Genomic DNA, 23,502 nt, shown 5'->3' with positions numbered 1-23,502 from the left:
TCTGCGAATGCAAAGATAATATTTAAGTTTAAATAAATTTTTCTAAAATAAAGTACAAATATACAACAGGAACACATACTAAAAAACTATCAAGCCTGTCTAATACACCACCATGTCCCGGAATAATATTTCCGCTGTCTTTAGCGCCGAAAGTTCTTTTCAATTGACTTTCTACTAAATCCCCGAGAGGTGCAAATGCTGCAATCAAAAAGCCCACAACCATCCAGTTTCCTCGAAGCTGTGGCTGATACATTTCAACAAAATAAGAAAGAATTAAGGTAAGAACTACTCCACCTGCATACCCTTCCCATGTTTTTTTAGGTGAAATTTTAGGAGCCATTTTATGTTTCCCGATTGACCTTCCTACTATATAAGCGAAAGTATCACTGCTCCAGATCAAGATAAATAAGAAAATAACTTCAAGCGAAAAACTGTTATCAAACGAATGAAACTTTGGCAAACCTAAAGCAAAAGAAAAAGGCAATGCAACGTATATTACCGTAAATATCAATTTTCCGCTGTCAAAGTAAAGTTCGCTTGTAAATTTGAATAATGTAACAATCGCAATTACAATTAATGCCAAAGCAAGAATTTCGGTAAGCCTGAAATTGAAGTAAAAATCGTGATAAAAAAATCGCTTCGAAAACATATAGAAAATAATCAAAACGACAGGTAACACTACCCATTTTTCATATCCTTCACCAAACTTCATGATCTTAATACATTCCCAAGTTCCCACCAGTAAAAGAAATGTGATCAATCCGTAGTACAGATATTGTTGTTTTACAAGACCCGGAGAAATATTATCTAAAAGTTGTGCTCCTAAAGGTGTAGTACAAAGAATAATGACTGCAATGTAAACAATCCCCGATATGGTTCTCTGAATAAGATTTTTGTCCAAAATTTAAAGTTTAAATTGTTTCTAGTCTTCCAATAAAAGCAGAAACAGCTTGGTATTATTATTTGCAGCAGCATCCAGTTTAGAATGATTCCCGCTGATTGAGGTAAGATTTTTAATGTTTCCGGTGCGTTTTATTTTTCCCATTGCATCATTCAGATTATTCACGATCTGAGAAACATTGGCCATCACAACAATTTTTGACGGCAATCTTGAAGAATGATAATGAAGGATATTATTGTGTGAAAGCATAATTCTGCCATCATATGCAATAAGATATTCACAGGTAATGAATGCAGCATCATTAGATACTTCAAGTTGTGGAGTATGGGAAATCTTCAGAACATTTAAAAAATTTTGCAAATCTTTGTCACAGCAAAATACAGAATTCACACCCTCAATCTTTAAGATTTGGTTTAAGGTCTGCAAAGCTTCAGCTTCATCGGCACAATAATTAAAAAAACCTCCGGAATGTGTAAACAATTGGGCAAACTTATAATCGAGATCAGCATTTTTCAGCGAATCTCCCAGCTTTTCCAGACTTTGTCTGTCATCATCCTCGGGCTGATTGGTTAGTTTGCTTACAATTCTCTTAAATAAACTCAACTTAATGTATTTTAGTCAACTTGATACAAAAATAGAAAATTAATTAGAATTGCTTCTAATAATATCGGTTTAAAATGAAAAAACCCGGCAATTTTACAATCACCGGGCTGTATTCAATTGAATATAAATATTTTAAAGCTGAGTGGGGCTTTCCGGTGCCTGAATCTCGCCTTCTTCTACTTTTTCGTGTATCGGAATAATCGTATTCGTCACTGGTCTCTCCGTCAATTCAGGATCCCATGCTCTCTGACCGAATATTTCTTCAAGATCTTCTCGGAATATTACTTCTTTTTCCAGAAGTTTTTTCGCCAAAGCATTCAGTTTATCTTTATTTTCACTTAAAATTCTAACTGCTCTTTCGTACTGATTTTCGATAATCGATTTGATTTCGGCATCAATTTTAGAAGCAGTAGCTTCAGAATAAGGTTTTCCAAAATTATATTCTGACTGACCCGAACTGTCGTAATACGAAATATTACCAATAGTCGGGCTCAATCCGTAGATCGTAACCATCGCCTGAGCTCTTTTGGTAACCGTTTCTAAATCTGAAAGCGCACCTGTAGAAATATTATTAAAGATCACCTGTTCTGCTGCTCTACCGCCTAAGGTAGCACACATTTCGTCCAACATTTGTTCGGTAGTCGTCAACTGTCTTTCTTCCGGAAGATACCAGGCTGCACCTAAAGAACGTCCTCTCGGTACAATCGTCACTTTCAATAATGGTGAAGCGTGCTCTACCAACCAGGAAATTGTTGCGTGACCCGCTTCGTGGAATGCCACTCTTTTCTTTTCAGAAGGCTTGATTGCCATGTTTTTCTTTTCAAGACCGCCAATGATTCTGTCAACAGCGTCTAAGAAATCCTGTTTGTTTACAGACTCATGACTATTTCTAGCTGCAATTAAGGCTGCTTCGTTACAAACATTTGCAATATCTGCTCCACTGAAACCCGGAGTTTGCTTTGCCAGGAAATCACGGTCTACGGTATCGTCTAATTTGATTTTCTTTAAATGAACATCAAATATTTCTCTTCTCTCATGTAATTCCGGTAGATCCACATAAACCGAACGGTCAAAACGACCTGCTCTCATTAATGCTTTATCCAAAATATCAGCTCTGTTGGTAGCTGCCATTACGATAACATTGACATCGGTTCCGAAACCGTCCATCTCAGTTAGCAATTGGTTCAATGTATTTTCTCTTTCGTCGTTACCGCCGGAGAAATTGTTTTTTCCTCTTGCACGTCCGATCGCATCGATCTCATCAATAAAAATAATTGCCGGAGATTTTGCTTTTGCCTGAGCAAATAAATCTCTTACTCTTGATGCTCCTACCCCAACAAACATTTCAACAAAATCTGAACCTGAAAGTGAGAAGAACGGAACTTTAGCTTCCCCTGCAACAGCTTTCGCCAGTAAGGTTTTACCTGTTCCCGGAGGGCCTACCAAAAGTACTCCTTTAGGAATTTTACCTCCTAACTTGGTGTATTTTTCAGAATTTTTCAGGAAATCTACAACTTCCTGTACTTCTTCTTTAGCCCCTTCTAATCCTGCAACATCTTTAAATGTTGTTTGAATTTTTTCTTTTTCGTCGAAAAGTTTAGCTTTAGATTTTCCGATTGAGAATATCTGTCCGCCCGGACCACCACCGTTCCCCATCTTTCTGAAAAGAATGAAGTAGAATAATCCTAAAATAGCAATCCAAATTAAGGCTGAGAAAAGAATTTCCGTAAACGGACTTTTACCTTCAGCGTAATCTTTGGAAGTTTTTATAGCCGGATTATCTTTTTTGATGGTATCAAATTTTTCTAAGAAAAGTTGTAAATCTCCATATTTCAGACTGTAATCAGCTTTTGAAGACATTCCTAAATTTGAAAAAGGATTTGCTTTATCGTCTTTCTTTACGGTTGCCGTTTGTGCAGCCTTTGTCAAAAATACCTCAGCTTTCTGCGCTTGTTTGTCAATTACTACATTCTGAATTTTTCCAGTCTGCATTTCTCTGAAGAAAGCATCTTCGTCAATTGTTTTTGCATTATTATCACCCAAAAAGTTTGAGCCAAAAAATAACAAAAGGGCAATTATTGCGATTGGAAAAAACCAGTTAAATCCTTTATTATTCATTTAATACTTTTAAAATTTTTATACTTCACTTTCAATTTTGGTGATTTTCGCATCACCCCAAAGTTCTTCTATGTCGTAATACTGACGAGTTTCTTTCTGGAAGATATGCACGACAACCGTTACATAATCCACCAAGACCCACATTGAGTTTTCTGTACCCTCAACATGCCAAGGTCTGTCCTGAAGATCGTTTCTTACTTTTTTTTCTACACTTCCAGCTAATGCTGAAACTTGTGTATTTGAGTTTCCACTACATATTATAAAGGTTTCTGCTACTGAATTTTCAATTTTTGAAAGGTCGAAAATCATAATGTCTTCTCCTTTTACATCCTGTATAGCTTCTACAATTTTATCTATTAGCGCTTGCTTTTCTACTGTTTTGTTCATTAAAATATCTATAATCTGCAAATTTATTGTTTTTCTTTTACTTTAGCCTTACTTTTAGGGCTTTAAATGTCTTAAAGTTTTCTTAAATGAGCGAACTGTTTTATCAAAAAGAGTGTTCTTCTACTAATGACGAAATATCTCGGGTTTTACTTTATCCACATTCAGATTTTGTCGGGCTCTATACTTTTAATCAGACAAAAGGAAGAGGTCAGTATGGAAATATTTGGAGTTCGCAGGCTGAGCAGAATCTTGCGTACACAATTGCCGTAAAAACTAAAAACATAACGCTCAGTGATTTTTTGTTCAATTACTATACCGCAACTACAATACGAGAATTTCTTGCCAAACTGACTGATAAACCGGCAAAAATAAAGTGGCCAAATGACATCATCCTCGCAAACAAAAAAGTAGTTGGAATTTTGATTGAGAAGAAAAAATTCAACGGGGAAAACTATTTCATCATCGGAGCAGGAATCAATATTCTTCAGGAAAAATTTAATGAAATATCTAATGCAGGATCATTCTTTACGCAAACCGGAGAACAATTAGACCTGCAAAATTTCACGAGAAATCTCCATCACTTCTTAGTCGAGAAATTTAAAAACCTGGCTTCTGAAAACGAAATTTTAGAAAATTTTAATATCAATTTATTCAGAAAAGATGAAATTTCCGTATTTGAAATTGACGGAAAGCGACAAAATGGCATCATCAAAAAAGCTGACGAAAAAGGTGAAATCTGGATTGAATTTGAAAACGAATTTCGGTCTTTTTACCACAAAGAAATAAAACTTCTTTATTGATTGGCTCTTCTAATGTACAATACCAAAGTCAAAGGGAAAAATATAATATTGGGCATCCACATTGATAATGCGGGAGACAAGACTTTATTCTCTGAGACAACTTTTAATGCTTCAAAAGAGAAAACAAACACAAATGCCAGAGAAATTCCTATCGCCAGATTGATTCCTAAACCGCCTCTTTTCTTTTGGGATGAAAGGGAAAGTGCTAAAAAAGTAAGTATAATAATTGAAACAGGCATTGAGGTTCTTTGATGAAACTCATTCAGGTGAGCATTTAAGTTGCTGTTTCCTTTTTCTTTTTCTCTTTCAATAAATTTTATGAGTTCGGGAGTGGTTTTATTCTGACCCAAAAGTTCATTTGGAAACAATTCTTCAGGCGCTTGCCCATAACTTTTTCTTAATTCAAAGCCCTGTCCCAATTTTTCTGAATCATTAGTATTGATCGTTTTTTCAAGATAACTATTGAGTACAAACTGTTTTTTGGACCGATCCCAATACGCATCATTTGCCTTTAACTCATAGGTCATTTTACGATTTTTATCAAACTTTTGGTAGACAAAACCGTAACCTCTATTGTCTTTTTTGTTCCAGGAGTTGACAAAAATATATTCCGTCTTGCTTAACTGAGCCGAAACGGGAGCTGTCCCGAGAATTTTATCTTTATTGGTTTGATTATAGGTGTAAGCTTCGAGCGCATTTTTCTTGATATTTGCCCAAGGTAAAACGAAATGATTCACAATGAGTGAGAGCAAAGCAATAAAAAGGGATGTTAAAAAATAAGGCTTTGCAAATCTGTGAAAACTTGCTCCACTACTTATAATTGCTACAATCTCCGTGTTATTTGCCATTCTCGAGGTAAAATAGATCACAGAGATAAACACCAGAATCGCTAAGAAAGTAACAACAAGATTAATAATCCAAAACGGATAAAAATGGATTAGGAAATAAGTAAGATTTAGTTTTGGGTCAATTGCGGTTGCATTTTCAATTCTGGGAATTTTCTGCTGAACGTCGATAACCAAAACAACTATAGACAGCAATATCAACATGAAACCAAAGGTTCCAAGGTATTTTTTTATGATATATCCGTCTACAATTTTAAACATCAAATAATTTTAAAGTCTTTGTCTTAACACAGGAACTACAGAATTTTTCCATTCATAGAAATCTCCTGCTATAATATGTTCTCTCGCAACTTTTACCAAATCTAAGTAAAAAGCCAGATTATGAATCGATGCAATCTGCTTTGCCAGATATTCTTTTGAAACAAATAAATGACGCACATACGCTTTAGAATATTCCTGATCTACAAAACTTGTCCCAAACTCGTCTAAAGGAGAAAAATCTTTCTTCCATTTTTCGTTTTTAAGATTCACAACACCTTGCCATGTAAAAAGCATTCCGTTTCGTGCGTTTCTTGTAGGCATTACACAATCCATCATGTCGATTCCCAAACCGATAGACTCCAGAATATTCCATGGAGTTCCTACTCCCATTAAGTATCTTGGTTTCTCTTTCGGTAAAATATCGGTAACCTCATCGGTGATTCTGTAGAGTTCATCTTCCGGTTCACCTACAGACAGTCCGCCAATGGCATTTCCCTCTGCACCTGCTTCTGCAATGACTTCCGCTGAAATTTTTCTTAAATCTGAATACGTTGAACCCTGAACGATTGGGAAAAACCTTTGCTTGTAGCCGTATAATTCAGGATTTTTTTCATTCCAATCCATGCATCTTTTTAACCAGCGATGAGTCATATCCATAGACTTTTTCACCTGATTATAATGTGCAGGATAAGCAACACATTCGTCAAATGCCATGAAAATATCTGCCCCGATCTGTCTCTGGATTTCCATCGATTTTTCCGGGGTGAATAAATGTACGCTTCCGTCGATATGAGATTTGAATTTCACTCCTTCTTCAGACATTTTTCTCGTTCCCGAAAGCGAAAAAACCTGAAAACCACCGGAATCGGTAAGAATTGGAAGATCCCAGTTCATAAATTTATGCAAACCTCCTGCTTCCTGCATCACATCCATACCCGGACGAAGATATAAATGATAGGTATTCCCCAGAATAATCTGAGCTTTGATATCATCTTTTAACTCTCTCTGGTGTACAGTTTTTACACTGGCGACAGTTCCTACCGGCATGAAAATCGGAGTTTGCACCACACCATGAGCTGTTACCAATTCTCCTGCTCTTGCTTTTCCCTGCGAAGTTTTTTCTATCTTAAAAAATTGCTGCATATTTATCTTACTAATTTGGGGAGATTGGTGTTGGGTTTAAATTTACCTTCCACAAAATCTTTTGCCTTAGGATCTTTATCTAAAAGAATTTCCTGAGCATTATCCACAATTTTATTCATTTTTCCTTTTGCTACATAATATTTATAGCTTTCAACAAAATCGTCTGCCTTTACATTATGATTCTTAAGGATATATCTCGTTCCGCTTTCTAAATTTTTATTCTGATACGTGTTGGTAACCTGATCGTTTATCGCCAAATCTGCCATGATCTCAGACATTGTACTTTTGTCTAAAAGATTTTTTGGCTTGTCAATATATTCGGTACAAGAAACCAAAAACAGAAAAATAAAAAGCACACCCAGTCTTTTCATAATTTATTGATTATTGATTTCCATTTTAAATTTAAAACACCAAAAACAGCTTCGTGAATGATACCGCCGTTCATTTTGCTTTCTCCTAATTCTCTATTGGTAAAGATAATCGGGACTTCAACAATTTTAAAACCTTTCTTAAAAGTTCTGAATTTCATTTCGATCTGAAAACCATACCCTTTCAGTTTCACATTATCTAAACCGATTTCTTCTAAAACTTTTCTCGAAAAGCAAACAAAACCGGCAGTGGTATCGTGAATGGAAAGTCCTAAGATAAATCTCACATATTTCGAAGCAAAATAAGACAACAAAACTCTCCCCATTGGCCAATTGACAACATTCACACCTGTAGAATAACGAGAACCGACTGCCATATCGGCATTCAGGCAAGCATCAAAAAGTAGAGGTAAATCGTTGGGATTATGAGAAAAATCGGCATCCATCTCAAAAATGTAGTCGTAATTATTTTGAAGCGCCCATTTGAAACCGTGGATGTAGGCTTTTCCCAACCCATCTTTAATGTGTCTTATTGACAGATGAAGTGTGTGAGGAAATTTTTTCTGTAATTCTTTAACGATATCCGAGGTTTTATCTGGCGAAGAATCATCTACTACCAAAATATGAAACTCTTGCTCCAAAGCAAAAACAGCAGAAATTATCTTTTCGATATTCTCCTTTTCGTTGTATGTTGGAATGATGACAAGTTTTTTCATTTCAATTGGCAAAGATAAGTTATTTAAGCTTTTTATTTTATACAAAATAATCTATAATTTTGCAAAAAAATATTCCGTTGCCACAATCCCAAAATTTTACCAACCAAATAAGAATACCTGAAAATAATGATTGGGTAGTTTTTATACTCATAGGATGCCTTTTCTTATATATTTTTATGATGAATGTCGTAGAGCGGGAAGCCAACCTCAAAGATTTTCTTCTTCAGAAGTACTTTGATTCAAGCAACAATCTGCCGAGCTGGATGATTACTTCCTGTGTAATCATACTAAGTTTAGCTGTATTACTATCCCAATATATACCGGTGGTTCCTGAATATGTGGCAAAATTGAATGTTTTTGGATACCAGATGAATAAATTTGGGTTTTGCCTCACCGCAGTTTCTTTATTTTATTTTCTGCGGACTGCGTTAGGATTTTTATTTTACCAAAGTATAGGCGATGGTAAAAAATGGAATATTTTTTATTTTACCTCTACCAAATTTTACTTCGTACTATCTATTTTGGTGATTATTCTCTGTATTACCCACTATTATTTCCCTATTAACAGAAGTGAGGCGTTTTTGTACTATTTCTATTTTTTCACATTTGTATTCATATTCAAAGTTTTTTTCTATTTATTTCACAGGAACAATATATTACCTCAAAAATGGTATTATAAATTTTTGTATATTTGCACGCTTCAAATAGCACCTTTATTGTGGCTATGGAAGTTATTATTTATTTAATAGAAGTACAAGATGAGAATAAAGTCTATATTGGTTTCTCAACCAGCGCCTAGTGAATCTTCTCCCTATTTGGAAATCGCAAAGAAGGAAAAAATAAAGATTGATTTCCGTCCTTTTATCCATGTCGCAGGAGTTGACAACAAAGAATTGCGAACTCAGAAGATAGATCTGACCCAGTATACCGGTATTATTTTTACCAGTAAAAATGCGATTGACCATTATTTCAGACTTGCGGAGGAAATGAGATTTTCAGTTCCGGATACCATGAGATATATCTGCCAATCTGAAGCAATCGCCAATTATCTTCAAAAACATATCATTTACAGAAAGAGAAAAATCAGCTTTGGTGAGAAAAACTTTACAGATCTTCTGCCTTTGTTTAAGAAGTTTCCTTCTGAAAAATATTTGCTTCCTTCGTCTGATGTTCTGAGTGCGGATATTCCAAAAACTTTGGATTCTGCCAATATTCAATGGACGAGAGCAATCATGTACAGAACGGTTTGCAGCGATTTGACAGATATCAATATTAAGGATTATGATATGTTGATTTTTTTCAGCCCGCAAGGAATTAAATCTTTACAGCAAAACTTTCCCGACTTTAAGCAGGAAGACACAAAAATTGGAGTTTTCGGACCTACCACTTCAGCAGCAGCAGAAGAAGCAGGCTTGAAAATAGATCTGATGGCTCCTACAAAGGAAACACCATCAATGACGATGGCACTTGAAAAATTCATCAAAAGTTTACACAAATAGTTTTTAAAACTTTATACCATACAGCCGTCTTTTCGTTTAAAGGAAAGATGGCTTTTTTTTAATTAAATTTGAACAAAAATTAATATTGAATACAATTTCGTTTTTAAGCACAATTTTAGTATACAATTTAACACGAAAAGATTCAATTAAATAGTACAATATTCAGATGAAAGCTCCCCAAGCAAAAAAAATAGAAAATATACTCGAAATTCACGGCGATAAAAGAACTGATCATTATTTCTGGATGAATGACCGAGAAAACCCTGAAGTCGTCAAATATCTAGAAGAAGAAAATGCTTACGAAGAAGCGATGATGAAAGAAACTGAAGCTTTTCAGGAAGAACTTTACGAGGAAATGAAAGCACGTTATAAAAAAGACGACGAGTCTTTGCCCTATTTTTTTAATGAATATTGGTACATCGTGCGTTATGAAGAAGGAAAAGAATATCCTATTTTCTGCAGAAGATTTCAAACAATGGAAAATCCTGAAGAAATCATTCTGGATGTCAATATTCTTGCAGAAGGTCAGGAGTTTTTTGAGGTTGCCAATGTTGCAGTGAGTCCTGATAACGAGTTGGTTTCTTTCTCGGAAGATAATGTAGGAAGAAGGATCTACAGCTTAAATTTTAAAAATTTAAAAACAGGTGAAATTCTTTCAGACAAAATAGAAAACACGACAGGAAAGGCAGTTTGGGCAAATGATAACAAGCACATTTTTTATATCAGAAAAGATGAAAGTCTTCGTGCGTATAAAGTTTACCGACATGAATTAGGAACAGAGCCTTCTGAAGATGTATTGATTTTTCATGAAGAAGATGAAACTTTTGATATCAATGTTTTTAAAACTAAATCTTTAGAATATATTTTTCTGGCGAGTTCGAGTACGATTTCTGATGAGCATCATTTTATTCCTTCAGACAATGTTTTTGCAGAATGGAAAGTGATACAGCCAAGAATTGATGATCTGGAATATTCTGTGGAGCATTACGAAGATGAATTTTACATCATTACCAATGCAGACGACGCCACCAATTTCAAAATTGTAAAAACCAAAATTAACAATTGTGGCATAGAAAATTGGGTTGATGTAATCCCTCATCGTGCAGAGGTTTTATTGGAAGGCTTTGAAATTTTCAAAGATTATCTTGTTTTGGAAGAAAGAGAGCAAGGACTTTTACAAATCAAAATCATCAACGACAAAAGCGGAGAAACGTATGATCTACCTTTTTCAGATCCAACTTATACTGCTTATATTGGGTTAAATTTAGAATTTAATACCGAAATTCTGCGTTACGGGTATACTTCACTCACGGTTCCCAGTTCTACTTTTGAATACAATATGAAAGATAAAACCACCAAACTTCTGAAACAACAGGAAGTTTTGGGTGGAAAATTTGTCGCGGAAAATTATATTTCAGAAAGAATATGGGCAGAGTCGAGAGATGGAGAATCTAAAATTCCTATTTCATTAGTTTATCATAAAGACACCGAAAAAACATCCGAAACTCCGGTTCTTTTATACGGATACGGAAGTTACGGACATACGGTTGATGCTAGTTTTTCTAATGTGAGGCTTTCAATTTTGGACCGAGGTTTCATCTATGCCATTGCACACATCCGCGGTGGGGAATATTTGGGAAGAGAATGGTATGAAGAGGGAAAAATGCTTTTTAAAAAGAACACCTTCTTCGATTTCATCGATGCCGGAAAATATTTAATTAAAAAAAACTACACTTCATCCAGGCATCTTTATGCAATGGGTGGAAGCGCAGGAGGTTTATTGGTAGGAGCTGTCGTTAATTACGAACCTCAGTTATTCCACGGGATTGTTGCGCAGGTTCCTTTTGTTGATGTTGTAACAACGATGCTGGATGAAACCATTCCTTTGACAACCGGAGAATATGATGAATGGGGAAATCCGAATGACGAAGAATATTATCATTATATGAAAGAATATTCGCCATACGACAATGTAGAAGCGAAAGATTACCCGAATATGCTGATCACAACTGGTTTTCACGATTCACAGGTACAATATTGGGAACCTGCAAAATGGGTTGCCAAATTACGTGAATTGAAGACTGATGACAATCTTTTATTATTTAAAACCGATATGAGCTCAGGTCACGGCGGCGCAAGCGGAAGATTTGAATCTTTAAAAGAAGACGCTTTGGAATATGCTTTTTTGATGAAACTTGAAAATAAAATAATCTAAATCATTATTCTGATTTTGTTTAAATTTATTATTAAATAAAATTGTGATGTTAATATTAATTTTTGTAGCAATTACAGTCATTTATTATCTTATACAGAGAGATAAGATCAGAAGAAGTGAAAAAAGAGAGGATTTCAAAATCAGACAGGAAGAAAAATTGGCTCAACTTCTAAAAAACGCAAGAGAAGAAGACCAAAGGAAACACGATAATAATAATTTATAAACAAATGTTTTATTCTTTAATAAAAAGAATACCAAACAAATATATCATGACAGAAGCAGAATTATGGGCTAAGGTTGAAGAATTTTTTCAAATAAATTTCGACACAGAAAAACACCCGCAGATTGACACCATTCTATTTTTAATTGGCGTACAGGAATTGGGAAGCGGGCAACAGAAATATACCAAAGACGACAAATTAAACATCCTTCACATTGCAGTCTGCAGATTGCTGGAGCCTTTTGGCTACTTCAAATTTACCCATTATGATAAAGACGGATATCCGCATTTTGACGAACTGGAAAAACTCCCGGAATTGAAACCTAATGAACAACAACTTCTGATGAAGAAAGCGATTATTCATTACTTTCAGGAAGAGGAGCTCATATAAAAAAAGGAAAGCGATGATGCTTTCCTTTTTTATATTATTTCAAAATTTCTTCCAATTGATTTAAACCCATTTTAAAACCTTCTTCAAAACCCATTTCAAGTTGCTTTTTCATATCTTCCTCATTTTGAAAATGCATATTTACAGACAACTTGGTTCCTTCTTCAACTCCTGTAAATCCCAGCAACCATTTGGTTTGTGGAAAATTTTCGTCAATATTTCCATTCTCATCACAAAATGCATCTGTTCCGTCGAAACTTCTCCCGTTATTGATTTCTCCATATTTTACAACTGAATACATTTTCTCACCTTCCGGACCATTCATCGAATACAACCAAACTCCACCTTCCTCAAAATTGAGATTTTTGGTTTCGCATTTCCAGGGTTTTGGCGCCCACCATTGATCCAGCAACTCACCTTTGGTAAAATAATCCCAAACTTTCGATACTTCCGCATCATACACTTTCATCACATAGATGCTTTTCGCATCAAAATCTTTATTAAAAACAATTTCAGAACCCATACATAATATTTTATTTAAAATTAAAAATTTAAAGTCAGAAATTATCAATTATTTCCCAATAAAAAACATATAATTCCTAAATAAATGTTAAAAAACATGATTTTATGAAATTGAACACAATTTTATGGCGCATTTTTTGTTTATATGGTCATAAAATATTTAATTTTAACATTTGTAATTACAAATTATATTCATGAATAACAAATTCATCCCGATAATCTCAGTTTTTATGACCATCTCGTTGATCGTCTTCGTAACGCTGCAGTTTTATTGGCTTAAAGGATATTACGGAGCTTTGGAACAGGAGTTTTCAAATAAGGTTTACACAGCTCTTGAAAACACCTCAAAAACGGTTTCAGAATTAGAAGTTGAAAAATTATTCAATGAAAATTATGAAAATTTCAGAACCAATATTAAAGCAAACAGCAAACAGCCATCGCTTACCACTATTCAGCAGACTATAGATTCCGGAACTCAAAGGTCAATCGTTTATTCTAAAAATCTTGTAGAACAGAAACTACTGCCTCTCAATAAAAGCGGAGATTCTTTACGTTTAACCACAATGTACACTGATGGTGCTGCTTATACGATTAAAAAAGACACTACTAAGAGAGAAATATTAACTAATGAAATTAATCAGGATATTGAAAACGGAGATTATACTTTCAAGGAATTCCTAGATGTAAGAGGTAACAATCTGCCCATCGCAAAACGTGTTGATACAAAAGACTTAGACTCAATTATCACCAAAGAATTGAGTATGAAAGGAATATCTGCTAACTTCGGCTATGGAGTTATGGATAAAAATAACAAAATGACAAACGTTTTCAATAAAATTTTTAAAGATAAAAAAGAAAGCAATATCTATTCATATCCTTTATTTACCGACACGAAAGACCGTACTTTATATACTTTAGCACTAGTTTTTCCAAAAAAAGAATATTCTTTGGCGATGAATAACTGGCCTATGCTTTTGGGAACGTTTCTCTCTTTGCTGACGATTTTGGGAATTTACATTATCTCAATCAGTTACATGATGAAGCAGAAGAAAATTGCTGAGATCAAAACCGACTTTATCAACAATATGTCTCATGAGTTCAAAACTCCGCTGGCAACAATTTCAGTGGCTACAGATTCTTTAGCAAATGATAAAATTGCTACAAATCCTGAAAAAGTTAGATATTACTCCGGTCTCATTAAGCAGGAAAACCTGCGGATGAAAAAACAGGTAGAAAATGTTCTCAACATGTCTAAACTTGAAAGAAATGAGGTGAAATTGTTTCTGCGTGAAACCAACGTAAGAGAATTGATACAGAAAACAACAGAATCATTCGGGCTCATTGTCTCTCAAAGAAACGGAAGATTGAGGCAGGAATTTAATGCCAGTAAATACATATTTAAAATTGACGAATTCCATATTTCGAATATGCTGGTCAACCTCTTGGATAATGCAAATAAGTATTCTCCCGAAGCGCCGGAAATTGACGTAAAAACAAGAAACGAAGGCAACTGGTATGTGATAGAAATTTCCGATAAAGGAATGGGTATGGAAACCGAAAACAAAACCAGGATTTTTGAAAAATTCTTCCGTGAAGAAACAGGAAATATTCACAATGTAAAAGGTCAGGGACTCGGGCTTTCTTATGTGAAAAAAATCATCGAACTTCATAAAGGTCAGGTAATTGTAAATTCAGAAAAAGACAACGGAAGTACATTTATCATTAAACTTCCAATGGCTTAAACATAAATTACATAAACAAAAAAAAGATATGAGTAACAGAATATTATTAGTAGAAGACGACCAGAGTTTCGGAGCCGTGTTAAAAGATTACCTTTCAATCAACAATTTTGAAGTGACTTTAGCGGTGGATGGCGAACAGGGTCTTAAGGAATTTACAGAAAACGAATTTGATATCTGTATTTTCGATGTGATGATGCCAAAAAAAGATGGTTTTTCTTTGGCAGAAGACGTTAAAAAAATTGACAAAAACACACCTATCATATTTCTTACTGCAAGAAACATGAGAGAAGATATACTGAAAGGTTACCAATTGGGAGCTGATGATTATATCACAAAACCATTTGATACTGAATTACTTTTATACAAAATCAAAGCAATTCTTCAGAGAAGCTCAACTTTAGAAAATGAAGAGCAGGAGCAGTTTAAAATCAGCAATATTTTCTTTGATTCTATGTTGAGACAGTTGAGAGTTGGTGATAATGAGTACAAACTTTCACCTAAAGAAAACGAGCTTTTAAAATTATTGTGTCTTCACAGAAACGACTTTATGCCAAGAGATCTTGCATTAAGAAAGATCTGAAAAAAGAAAACTACTTTACGGCAAGAAGTATGGACGTTTATATTGCTAAATTGAGAAAACTCCTCAAAGACGATGATGGTTTGGAAATCATCAATGTACACGGAGAAGGCTTCAGACTTTTGGTTAAAAACTAAAACGAACGTTAAAATATCAACATAATACAGAAATTAGCAAAGCATTCGAAAATGTTTTGCTAATTTTGTTGTGTACGATTAATTTTTAATATGATTTCGTTTTGAGATTCATATTTCATCAACAAAATTTACACATGAAAAATATATTTTTAGGCTTTATCACTGCTGGGATTTTAGTTATTTCTTGCAAAAAAGATGAAAAACCCACTTACATCAAAGACGAAGCCGGAACCCAGCAACCTGCCACTGCTGTAAATAATGCACCCCAAACTTCATTATTAAATCAGGCTGGAATTCAAACAGCTGCGCCAAATTCTCAATCTGTCGCAACTGCTCCTGGAATGAATCCTCCACACGGACAACCTGGGCATAAGTGTGAAATTCCTGTCGGACAACCATTAAACGGAGCTGGCGGAACAGTGCAGACAGCCAATCCTTCAACACAAAATATCACTGTGAACGGGAATAATCAGCCAGTTCAGATTGATCCCAATGCAGTAAGTCCGGGAAAAATAATGATTGATCAAAACGGAAAACAGGTAAAAACTGCTCCGGGAATGAACCCTCCACATGGACAGCCTGGTCACAGATGTGATATTCCGGTTGGTCAGGCATTGAATAGCAAACCAGCACCTGCATCTCAGCCTTCAGCGCAAACAAACCAGATACAAGCGCCACAGCCTGCACCAGCGCCACAAGCTGTAGCCAATAATACAGGACCAAAACCTAAACTAAATCCTGCGCATGGTGAGCCTTGGCATGATTGCGCTAAAAAAGTTGGTGACGCACTATAATTTTTTTCGTAAGTTTGCATCGTGAAGTACATTCAGGTTTTATTGATTATCTTTTGTTTAGGAATTTTCTTGATTCCTAAAGATAATTTTTATGCCCAGGCTTCACAGGAAAACTGTTGCAAAACAGAATCAAAGACTGATACTTGTTGCAATAAAGATCATAGCAGCCATGATAAAAAAGATGGGCAATCTTCTTGTAATGACGATTGTTGTTCTTTTTGCATGACTTGTCACACCTTCGTTGAAAACCTTTCTGGCAAAACGATATTTTTCAATTATTCTCCATTCAAATCTGAGAAAAAATTAGAATTTCAATATTCTGACCCCTACATTTCAAATAGTTTAAAAGACATTTGGCAACCGCCAAAACTAGCTTAATTATATTCGGATTATTCATTAAATGTTAATGAATCGTTTTTTAATTAAACTAAATTTTAAACACATGAAATCATATACTACCAAGGTAATCCTTGGCCTATTTCTATTATTTACACAATTCATCTTTGCTCAAACACTCAATAAAAACCAGTTTCAGGTAAAAGGAAATTGTGAAATGTGCAAAGAGAGAATCGAATCAACAGCATTAAAAGCTGGCGCAACAGCAGCACGATATTCCATTGACACACAAACTCTTACTTTAGAAACGTCCACAAATATTTCTTCGGAAGATATTCTCAAAAAAGTAGCAGAAGCCGGACATGACAATGAAAAATTTAAAGCAACAGACGATACTTATTACAAGCTTCCGAGTTGCTGTCATTACGAAAGAGAAGTTCCTGCTGCAAAAATCGCATCAACAGAAAATCATAACCACACGAAAGGTGAGAATGAATTTTTCGTGAAAGGAAACTGTGAATCTTGCAAAGCCAGAATAGAAAAAGCAGCTAAATCTGTCGGAGCAAAATCAGCAGAATGGAATGCAGAAAAACAAACCGTAGTCTTAGATTTTGACTCATCTAAAACTTCATCTGATAAAATTCTCAAAAAAATCGCTGATGTAGGTCACGACAATGAAATGTACAAAACAATAGATGAAGTATATAAAAACCTTCCTGGTTGTTGTTTGTACGACAGAGACATCCCGATGGGCGCAGCTAATCCCAAACTGCACGCCGATGAAAACCAAGACCATAAAGAAACTGATAAGCATAACCACTCACCTGATGAGAACTCTGAAAGTATTAAAAGTAACAACGAGAAAAACATTGAAGAAGTACAACTAACAGCTTCAAAAGCAGGAACTTCTATCAATAAAAAAGAAGCAGGCCTGGTTTTTAATATTGATAAAAAAGAATTATTAAAAGCAGCTTGTTGTAATTTATCTGAAAGTTTTGAAACCAATGCAACCGTAGATGTTTCATTCAGCAATGCGGTAACAGGAACAAAGCAGCTGAAAATGTTGGGTTTAGATCAAAAATACACCAGCTTAACGAAAGAACTTCTCCCTGAAATTAGAGGTTTGGCGTCAGCTTACGGTTTAAATTTCATTCCCGGAAGATGGATTGAAAGTATTCAGCTGACAAAAGGCGGGAGCACTGTAACCAGTGGGTACGAAAGCATTACCGGACAAATCAATACAGAGCTCATCAAACATTCTGAAAAATCTGAAACTTCTTTAAATTTATTTTCAGATTTTAATGGGAGAGCTGAAGCCAATATTACGCATGTAGAACCCATCAACGATCATTGGACGCAAACTTTTCTGCTTCATGGCAACGGAACGTTTGGTGATACAGACATGAATGAAGACACTTTTCTGGACAGACCAAAAGGAACTCAATTGAATGCAGCTTATTTATTGAATTATAATGATTTAGAGCACTCAGGTTTTGGTTCGCATTTCGGGATTAATTTCGTGAAAGACGAAAGAACTGCCGGACAAATGGGTTTTGATAAAAAACTTTCACAAGATAAACAACACGCTTACGGAGTAGGAATAGACATTTCAAGATTTCAGGTTTGGAACAAGACAGGATATGTTTTTAAAGGAAAACCTTACCAAAGTCTGGGCTGGATGAATCAGTATGTTTATCATCAGCAAGACAGCTTTTTTGGTTTGAGAAATTATTCCGGACAACAGCACACGTATTATTCAAATTTAATTTTTGAAAGCATCATCGGAAATACCAATCATAAGTACAAAACCGGAGCAAGCTTTATGTACGATACCTATAACGAAGATTATTTGACTGATAATTTTAAAAGAAACGAAGTTGTTCCGGGGATTTTTGCAGAATATACATTAACAGGATTAAAATATACTTTGGTTGCTGGTGCGAGAGCCGATTTCCATAATCTGGCAGGAACTCAGTTTACACCCAGAGTAAACTTTAAATATGATTTTACTCCGCAAACTATTTTAAGATTATCTGCAGGACGAGGTTTCAGAACAGCGTCTGTTTTTGCGGAAAATCAACAGTATTTTGCATCCAACAGAAATATCCAGATTTTCCAAAATGGCGGAGATATTTATGGCTTGAGACCGGAAATCGCTTGGAATTATGGCGCAAGTTTACAGCAGGAATTTAAGTTATTCGGAAGAAAATCTACTTTGATGGTAGATTTTTTCAGAACAGACTTTCAGGATCAGGTTTTGGTAGATTTAGACCGTTCACCTCAACAACTGACTTTCTATAATTTAGAAGGTAAATCTTTTGCCAACTCGTTCCAGACACAGTTTGATTTTACACCTTTCAAAAATTTTGAAGTGAGACTGGCTTATAAGTATTATGATGTACAGGCAGATTATCTCGATGGCAGAAGAGAAATTCCTTTTATGGCTAAGCACAGAGGTTTTGTCAATTTAGCTTATGCAACCAATAAAAATACAAAAGGTGGTTTCTGGAGTTTCGATACTACTTTAAATGTTGTCGGGAAACAAAGGCTTCCCAATACTGCAAGCAATCCGTTAGAATTCCAGATTCCTACATACTCGGAATCTTATGCGGTTGTGAATGCACAGATTTCAAGAAATTTCAATCAAAAAATAAGAGCTTATTTCGGAGGGGAAAACCTGACTTCTTATTATCAGAAAAATGCGATAGTAGATTTTAAAAATCCTTTCGGAAATTATTTTGATGGAGGAATGGTATATGCTCCGATCATGAAAGCCAATTTCTATTTGGGATTAGATGTGAGTTTCTAATTTGGAACGATAGAATTTGTTTTTTAAATGAGTCAATTTTCAAATTTCAATATAAAAACAAAGCATGATGTCAATAATTTAATTTTATTGCGTCATGCTTTTTTGTATCTTTCAACTAAACAAAATGTATGGGTTTAGAAAGCTTATTTTTTGAAGACGATTATAAAAAATTTGGTTTCGAGCACTTTTCACAAGATAACTTTAAGACTGTGGAACGTTTAAAATCACAGCCATACATCAAAGTTCTGTATTTGCCTGCAGGATACGAACTGACAGTAGATTTTAATCACTTTAAAACAGATTCTCCGAGTTTGTTTTTCATCACTTACCAGCTTCTTGATATTAAAAAAGGAAATACAGATGAAGCTTCCCTCCTTTATTACAACAGAGATTTTTATTGCATTCAAATACATGACAAAGAAGTTGCATGTGATGGATTACTCTTTCACAATGTTTTTGAAAATCCTAAAGTTGAACTCAATGATTCTGAAAACAAAATTATTAAGAGTCTGTTTGAGAATATTAAAGACGAGCTACAGTCTAAAGATTCTTCATCTGAAGAAATGATCAGAACTTATCTGAAACAAATCATCATCCGTGCTACAAGAAAGTGGAAAGCGCAAAACATCGAAACTGAAAGCCTAAAAATAAGTCATCATGAATTGGATATTTTCAGAGATTTCAGTCGATATTTAGAAATTCATTACAGAGAAAAGCATCATGTATCAGATTATGCCGAAATGTTGCATATTGCTCCCAAAACACTGTCTCATAAGTTTAAAAGCCTCAATCTGGACTCACCCAATCAATATATCATCAACAGAATTTTGCTTGAAGCAAAAAGGCTACTCTTCTATACTGAAAAAACAGTGAAGGAAATTGGTTATGATCTAGGCTATGAAGATCCTGCATATTTCAACAGACTGTTCACCCAAAAAACCGGAAGTACACCTGTAAATTTCAAGAAAAATTATTCATCGGGAAAAAAGTACAACATTTAATGCCTTTAATCTATTTATTTGCGAACTTAGACTCCATATCTTTGTATCATCAAAAAACAATCAATATTTAACATTAAAAAATTCAAACATTATGAAACGTAACGCAACAGCCGTTTGGAACGGTACCGTAAAAGAAGGAAAAGGTCATTTAACGACTCAAAGCACAACGCTTAACCAAACTCAGTATTCTTTCAACAGCCGATTTGAAGATGGCGTAGGAACAAATCCTGAAGAATTATTAGCAGCAGCGCACGCAGGATGTTTTACAATGAAATTGAGTGCAGAATTATCTCAGGCTGGTTTTACACCTGAAGAACTAACGACAAAATCTGTCATCACTTTAGATCCAAGTGTTGGTAAAATAACAAAATCTGAATTGACTTTAACAGCAAAAATACCTGGAATTTCTGAAGAAGATTTTCAGAAGTATGCAAAAATTGCTGAAGAAGGTTGTCCGGTGAGTGCAGCTTTCAATTTTGAAATCACTCTGAATGCTACTTTGGCTTAATTAAAAAATTAAGTTACTGAAATACAAGTCTGAGAATTATGATCTCAGGCTTTATTTTTGAAATAAAATATACCGATTGGTATATTTTTTACTATATTTGCATAGTACCAAAGATAAAAATGTCTAAAGCAGATAAAACCAAACAGTTCATCATTGAGAAAACGGCAGCTTTGTTTAATAGCAAAGGCTACACAAGAACTTCACTTTCAGATATTTCTGAAGCAACCGGTTTAACGAAAGGAAGCATTTACGGTAATTTTGAAAACAGAGATGAACTGGCTCTTGAGGTGTACAAGTTCAATTCAGGTTTGCTTAGTAAAAATTTATCTAAATCTTTTGGAAACGAATTTCCTTCTTCTCTGGATAAACTGAATGCTTTTGTTTCATTTTACAGAAAAAACTGGCATTTTGTTTTTGCAAACGGCGGCTGTCCGATTATGAATGCGGCAACAGAATCTGATGACACTTTTCCGGATCTTAAAAAACAGGTTAAAATCTCTTTTGAGATCTGGATGAAAAATATTTCCCTAATTATTTCAAAAGGTCAGAGCAATGGAGAATTCAACCCGAAAATATCTCCGGAAGAATATGCATCGCTTTTTATCATGCTAATCGAGGGAGGAATTCTTTTGTCTAAAACTACAGGGGACGAAATGCATTTAAATCTTGCCTTAGATAAAGTTTTATCAATTATTAATACAGAAATCAAAAAGATTCCATCTTAAAAAAATACTATGGATAAACTTGCAAAGCTCCAAACCTTCATTGGGAAGGAATTTACAGAATCGCCTTCTCCTTTTATGAGATGGCTCAACCCCGTAGTGGTTTTGGCTGATGAAGGGCACATCATATTTCAATATAAAGTAAGGACAGAATGGCTCAATCCTATGGGAAATCTTCATGGTGGTGTAACCGCAGCGATTATGGATGATATCATCGGAGCAACAATGTTTTCACTGAATGAAAAAAACTTTATCGTAACTGTAAATAATACCATCGATTATTTCTCCACAGCAAAAGAAAATGATCTTATTCTGGCAGAGGCAACAATTATCAAACATGGAAAGCAATTTATAAATGCACAATGCGAAATATGGAATGCTGATAAAACCCGCCTGATTGCAAGAGGAACTTCTAATTTATTTAAAATCAATAACTAAACATAAAACTCCCTTTTACATTTGGCATGATTATGTTAAGTCTCAAGAAAGTATAAATCTCTATATGAACTCGCTAAAATTTGTTTTGATTCACAAATATCACTCGATAAGCGATAACATATAACCTTTAAAAAAGTATAAAATCTATATGAAAAGAGTTGTCATCACAGGAATGGGTGCAGTAACACCGTTAGGAAATACGGTCGAAGATTTCTGGCAAAACAGCATCAACGGAAAAAGCGGTGCAGATCTAATAAAACATTTTGATACAGAAAAATCTAAAGTACATTTCGCCTGCGAAGTCAAAAATTTTGACCCAAAAGTTCATCTCACGCACAACGAAATCAAAAGAAGTGATCTCTTTACACAATATGCAATGTACTCTTCTGCCGAAGCCATTCAGGATTCAGGACTGGATCTTGAAAAGATGGATCCGTTCGATACCGGAGTAATCTGGGGAACCGGTCAGGGCGGAATGTGGACATTTGAACATGAGGTAATGGAATTTGCGAAAGGTGACGGCACACCACGTTTCAATCCGTTTTTTGTTCCGAAATTTATTGCAAACATGGCATCAGGAATGATCTCTATGAAGTTTGGTCTTCAGGGGATTAACTATACCACCGTTTCTGCATGTGCAACCGGAAATACCGCTATCATGGATGCTTTCAATTATATCAGATTAGGAAAAGCAAAAGTGATTATCAGCGGAGGTTCTGAAGCAGCAATTACTCCGGCTTCAGTTGGCGGCTTTTCTATTATGAAAGCAATGTCTACAAGAAATGATGATTTTGCAACAGCAAGTCGCCCGTACGATGCCGACAGAGATGGTTTTGTAATGGGTGAAGGTGCAGGATCCTTGGTTCTTGAAGAATATGAACACGCAAAAGCTCGTGGAGCAAAAATTTATGCAGAACTAGTAGGAGCAGCAATGACGGCGGATGCTTACCATATGACAGCACCTCATCCCGAAGGAGCAGGAGCAATAAAAGCAATGCAGCTTGCTTTGGAAGAAGCGGGTGTAAATGCCGAAGATATTAATTATATTAATCCTCATGCAACTTCTACTCCACTTGGAGATTTGATTGAGCTGAATGCAATTACTAAAATTTTCAAAGGAAACACCAATCTTGACATCAGTGCAACAAAATCAATGACGGGTCATTTATTGGGAGCAGCAGGAGCAGCAGAAGCGATTCTTTCTATAAAAGCTATCCAGAACGGAATTATTCCGCCAACTATTAATATGCACAATATTGATGAGAGAATCCCGAGAGACATTAATATCGTTTTTAATGAAGCGAAAGAAAAAGAAATCAATTATGCTTTAAGCAATGCATTTGGTTTTGGTGGCCATAATGCAACCTTAGTATTTAAAAAGTTTAAATAAATTTAAAAAATTCAAACAAACATAAAAAAAAGCTGTCTTCATTTATAAGACAGCTTTTTTAT

Annotated in this window: 23 protein-coding genes and 1 pseudogene; 15 read left to right on the top strand and 9 right to left on the bottom strand. The window is 35.0% G+C overall.

The window, feature by feature from the left end; translation table 11 throughout:
* Positions 1-28: 28 nt before the first annotated feature.
* From ACZZ9T_RS05005 to rsfS, 4 genes are all read right to left on the bottom strand, one after another.
* Entirely contained in the window at positions 29-901 is an 873-nt protein-coding gene (locus ACZZ9T_RS05005) for a phosphatidate cytidylyltransferase (RefSeq protein WP_463441176.1), read from the bottom strand.
* 21 nt (positions 902-922) lie between these two features.
* On the bottom strand, positions 923-1,504 hold the full coding sequence (locus tag ACZZ9T_RS05000; protein WP_463430270.1) for an LUD domain-containing protein: 582 nt from the start codon (positions 1,502-1,504) through the stop codon (positions 923-925).
* 132 nt (positions 1,505-1,636) lie between these two features.
* On the bottom strand, positions 1,637-3,622 hold the full coding sequence (ftsH, locus tag ACZZ9T_RS04995; protein WP_463441175.1) for an ATP-dependent zinc metalloprotease FtsH: 1,986 nt from the start codon (positions 3,620-3,622) through the stop codon (positions 1,637-1,639).
* Positions 3,623-3,640: 18 nt separating this feature from the next.
* Positions 3,641-4,009, bottom strand: a complete 369-nt coding sequence (gene rsfS, locus ACZZ9T_RS04990) for a ribosome silencing factor (RefSeq protein WP_129535260.1) — start codon at positions 4,007-4,009, stop codon at positions 3,641-3,643.
* Between the two features lie 86 nt (positions 4,010-4,095).
* Between rsfS and ACZZ9T_RS04985 the strand changes: the two genes are divergently transcribed.
* On the top strand, positions 4,096-4,809 hold the full coding sequence (locus ACZZ9T_RS04985; protein WP_463441174.1) for a biotin--[acetyl-CoA-carboxylase] ligase: 714 nt from the start codon (positions 4,096-4,098) through the stop codon (positions 4,807-4,809).
* Here ACZZ9T_RS04985 and ACZZ9T_RS04980 read toward each other — a convergent pair.
* From ACZZ9T_RS04980 to ACZZ9T_RS04965, 4 genes are read right to left on the bottom strand one after another with little or no spacing between them, the layout of a single operon-like run.
* Complete coding sequence (locus ACZZ9T_RS04980) at positions 4,803-5,915, bottom strand: LptF/LptG family permease (RefSeq protein WP_463441173.1); 1,113 nt, start codon at positions 5,913-5,915, stop codon at positions 4,803-4,805. The genes ACZZ9T_RS04985 and ACZZ9T_RS04980 overlap by 7 nt on opposite strands.
* Positions 5,916-5,924: 9 nt before the next feature.
* On the bottom strand, positions 5,925-7,058 hold the full coding sequence (gene tgt, locus ACZZ9T_RS04975; RefSeq protein WP_463441172.1) for a tRNA guanosine(34) transglycosylase Tgt: 1,134 nt from the start codon (positions 7,056-7,058) through the stop codon (positions 5,925-5,927).
* A gap of 2 nt (positions 7,059-7,060) precedes the next feature.
* Positions 7,061-7,429 carry a DUF4296 domain-containing protein gene (locus ACZZ9T_RS04970; RefSeq protein ID WP_463441171.1) on the bottom strand — a complete coding sequence of 123 codons (369 nt, stop codon included), beginning with the start codon at positions 7,427-7,429 and terminating at the stop codon, positions 7,061-7,063.
* Entirely contained in the window at positions 7,426-8,142 is a 717-nt protein-coding gene (locus tag ACZZ9T_RS04965; RefSeq protein ID WP_463441170.1) for a polyprenol monophosphomannose synthase, read from the bottom strand. The genes ACZZ9T_RS04970 and ACZZ9T_RS04965 overlap by 4 nt, the downstream gene beginning before the upstream one ends.
* A gap of 59 nt (positions 8,143-8,201) precedes the next feature.
* On the opposite strand from ACZZ9T_RS04965, the gene ACZZ9T_RS04960 reads away from it, so the two are divergent.
* The 5 genes from ACZZ9T_RS04960 (at position 8,202) to ACZZ9T_RS04940 (ending at position 12,467) form a co-directional block, all read left to right on the top strand.
* Positions 8,202-8,888 carry a DUF4271 domain-containing protein gene (locus tag ACZZ9T_RS04960; RefSeq protein ID WP_463430264.1) on the top strand — a complete coding sequence of 229 codons (687 nt, stop codon included), beginning with the start codon at positions 8,202-8,204 and terminating at the stop codon, positions 8,886-8,888.
* 12 nt (positions 8,889-8,900) lie between these two features.
* Positions 8,901-9,641 (top strand): uroporphyrinogen-III synthase, encoded by a 741-nt coding sequence (locus tag ACZZ9T_RS04955; RefSeq protein WP_463441169.1) that lies wholly within the window; start codon positions 8,901-8,903, stop codon positions 9,639-9,641.
* A 166-nt stretch (positions 9,642-9,807) separates the two neighbouring features.
* The gene (locus tag ACZZ9T_RS04950; RefSeq protein ID WP_463441168.1) at positions 9,808-11,856 is read left to right on the top strand and encodes a S9 family peptidase; all 2,049 of its coding nucleotides are present in this window, start codon (positions 9,808-9,810) and stop codon (positions 11,854-11,856) included.
* A 46-nt stretch (positions 11,857-11,902) separates the two neighbouring features.
* Positions 11,903-12,079 (top strand): hypothetical protein, encoded by a 177-nt coding sequence (locus ACZZ9T_RS04945; protein WP_463441167.1) that lies wholly within the window; start codon positions 11,903-11,905, stop codon positions 12,077-12,079.
* A 46-nt stretch (positions 12,080-12,125) separates the two neighbouring features.
* Complete coding sequence (locus ACZZ9T_RS04940; protein ID WP_463441166.1) at positions 12,126-12,467, top strand: hypothetical protein; 342 nt, start codon at positions 12,126-12,128, stop codon at positions 12,465-12,467.
* Positions 12,468-12,501: 34 nt separating this feature from the next.
* Here the strand turns inward: ACZZ9T_RS04940 and ACZZ9T_RS04935 are convergent, their stop codons facing one another.
* Positions 12,502-12,987 (bottom strand): SRPBCC family protein, encoded by a 486-nt coding sequence (locus ACZZ9T_RS04935; RefSeq protein WP_463441165.1) that lies wholly within the window; start codon positions 12,985-12,987, stop codon positions 12,502-12,504.
* Positions 12,988-13,180: 193 nt separating this feature from the next.
* Here ACZZ9T_RS04935 and ACZZ9T_RS04930 point away from each other — a divergent pair, with 193 nt between their 5' ends.
* The 9 genes and pseudogenes from ACZZ9T_RS04930 to fabF all read left to right on the top strand — a co-directional run bounded on the left by ACZZ9T_RS04930 (position 13,181) and on the right by fabF (position 23,440).
* Positions 13,181-14,728 (top strand): sensor histidine kinase, encoded by a 1,548-nt coding sequence (locus ACZZ9T_RS04930; protein WP_463441164.1) that lies wholly within the window; start codon positions 13,181-13,183, stop codon positions 14,726-14,728.
* Positions 14,729-14,756: 28 nt separating this feature from the next.
* Positions 14,757-15,442 (top strand): annotated as a pseudogene (locus ACZZ9T_RS04925) (response regulator transcription factor).
* Between the two features lie 134 nt (positions 15,443-15,576).
* Complete coding sequence (locus ACZZ9T_RS04920; protein WP_463441163.1) at positions 15,577-16,236, top strand: hypothetical protein; 660 nt, start codon at positions 15,577-15,579, stop codon at positions 16,234-16,236.
* Positions 16,237-16,678: 442 nt separating this feature from the next.
* On the top strand, positions 16,679-19,381 hold the full coding sequence (locus ACZZ9T_RS04915) for a TonB-dependent receptor domain-containing protein (protein ID WP_463441162.1): 2,703 nt from the start codon (positions 16,679-16,681) through the stop codon (positions 19,379-19,381).
* Between the two features lie 128 nt (positions 19,382-19,509).
* Positions 19,510-20,382, top strand: coding sequence for a helix-turn-helix domain-containing protein (locus tag ACZZ9T_RS04910; RefSeq protein ID WP_463441161.1), 873 nt, complete (start codon positions 19,510-19,512; stop codon positions 20,380-20,382).
* Positions 20,383-20,473: 91 nt separating this feature from the next.
* Positions 20,474-20,890 carry an OsmC family protein gene (locus ACZZ9T_RS04905; protein ID WP_463441160.1) on the top strand — a complete coding sequence of 139 codons (417 nt, stop codon included), beginning with the start codon at positions 20,474-20,476 and terminating at the stop codon, positions 20,888-20,890.
* A gap of 119 nt (positions 20,891-21,009) precedes the next feature.
* Positions 21,010-21,615 (top strand): TetR/AcrR family transcriptional regulator, encoded by a 606-nt coding sequence (locus ACZZ9T_RS04900; protein ID WP_463441159.1) that lies wholly within the window; start codon positions 21,010-21,012, stop codon positions 21,613-21,615.
* Positions 21,616-21,624: 9 nt separating this feature from the next.
* Entirely contained in the window at positions 21,625-22,050 is a 426-nt protein-coding gene (locus ACZZ9T_RS04895; RefSeq protein WP_463430252.1) for a PaaI family thioesterase, read from the top strand.
* 148 nt (positions 22,051-22,198) lie between these two features.
* Positions 22,199-23,440 (top strand): beta-ketoacyl-ACP synthase II, encoded by a 1,242-nt coding sequence (gene fabF / locus ACZZ9T_RS04890; protein ID WP_463441158.1) that lies wholly within the window; start codon positions 22,199-22,201, stop codon positions 23,438-23,440.
* The last annotated feature ends 62 nt before the right edge of the window (positions 23,441-23,502 follow it).

The organism is Chryseobacterium sp. AC417, from assembly GCF_979258215.1.
This window is presented reverse-complemented; position numbering and strand designations above follow the sequence as displayed.

Excerpts from the sequence above, each read along its gene's own strand:
- ACZZ9T_RS04965 (WP_463441170.1), bottom strand. The coding sequence starts at position 8,142 with ATGAAAAAACTTGTCATCATTCCAACATACAACGAAAAGGAGAATATC.
- ftsH (WP_463441175.1), bottom strand. The coding sequence starts at position 3,622 with ATGAATAATAAAGGATTTAACTGGTTTTTTCCAATCGCAATAATTGCC.
- ACZZ9T_RS04970 (WP_463441171.1), bottom strand. The coding sequence starts at position 7,429 with ATGAAAAGACTGGGTGTGCTTTTTATTTTTCTGTTTTTGGTTTCTTGT.
- ACZZ9T_RS04910 (WP_463441161.1), top strand. The coding sequence starts at position 19,510 with ATGGGTTTAGAAAGCTTATTTTTTGAAGACGATTATAAAAAATTTGGT.
- ACZZ9T_RS04935 (WP_463441165.1), bottom strand. The coding sequence starts at position 12,987 with ATGGGTTCTGAAATTGTTTTTAATAAAGATTTTGATGCGAAAAGCATC.
- ACZZ9T_RS04940 (WP_463441166.1), top strand. The coding sequence starts at position 12,126 with ATGACAGAAGCAGAATTATGGGCTAAGGTTGAAGAATTTTTTCAAATA.
- ACZZ9T_RS04930 (WP_463441164.1), top strand. The coding sequence starts at position 13,181 with ATGAATAACAAATTCATCCCGATAATCTCAGTTTTTATGACCATCTCG.
- ACZZ9T_RS04955 (WP_463441169.1), top strand. The coding sequence starts at position 8,901 with ATGAGAATAAAGTCTATATTGGTTTCTCAACCAGCGCCTAGTGAATCT.
- ACZZ9T_RS04980 (WP_463441173.1), bottom strand. The coding sequence starts at position 5,915 with ATGTTTAAAATTGTAGACGGATATATCATAAAAAAATACCTTGGAACC.
- tgt (WP_463441172.1), bottom strand. The coding sequence starts at position 7,058 with ATGCAGCAATTTTTTAAGATAGAAAAAACTTCGCAGGGAAAAGCAAGA.
- rsfS (WP_129535260.1), bottom strand. The coding sequence starts at position 4,009 with ATGAACAAAACAGTAGAAAAGCAAGCGCTAATAGATAAAATTGTAGAA.
- ACZZ9T_RS04945 (WP_463441167.1), top strand. The coding sequence starts at position 11,903 with ATGTTAATATTAATTTTTGTAGCAATTACAGTCATTTATTATCTTATA.
- ACZZ9T_RS04905 (WP_463441160.1), top strand. The coding sequence starts at position 20,474 with ATGAAACGTAACGCAACAGCCGTTTGGAACGGTACCGTAAAAGAAGGA.
- ACZZ9T_RS04900 (WP_463441159.1), top strand. The coding sequence starts at position 21,010 with ATGTCTAAAGCAGATAAAACCAAACAGTTCATCATTGAGAAAACGGCA.
- ACZZ9T_RS04915 (WP_463441162.1), top strand. The coding sequence starts at position 16,679 with ATGAAATCATATACTACCAAGGTAATCCTTGGCCTATTTCTATTATTT.
- ACZZ9T_RS04895 (WP_463430252.1), top strand. The coding sequence starts at position 21,625 with ATGGATAAACTTGCAAAGCTCCAAACCTTCATTGGGAAGGAATTTACA.
- ACZZ9T_RS04920 (WP_463441163.1), top strand. The coding sequence starts at position 15,577 with ATGAAAAATATATTTTTAGGCTTTATCACTGCTGGGATTTTAGTTATT.
- fabF (WP_463441158.1), top strand. The coding sequence starts at position 22,199 with ATGAAAAGAGTTGTCATCACAGGAATGGGTGCAGTAACACCGTTAGGA.
- ACZZ9T_RS04950 (WP_463441168.1), top strand. The coding sequence starts at position 9,808 with ATGAAAGCTCCCCAAGCAAAAAAAATAGAAAATATACTCGAAATTCAC.
- ACZZ9T_RS04985 (WP_463441174.1), top strand. The coding sequence starts at position 4,096 with ATGAGCGAACTGTTTTATCAAAAAGAGTGTTCTTCTACTAATGACGAA.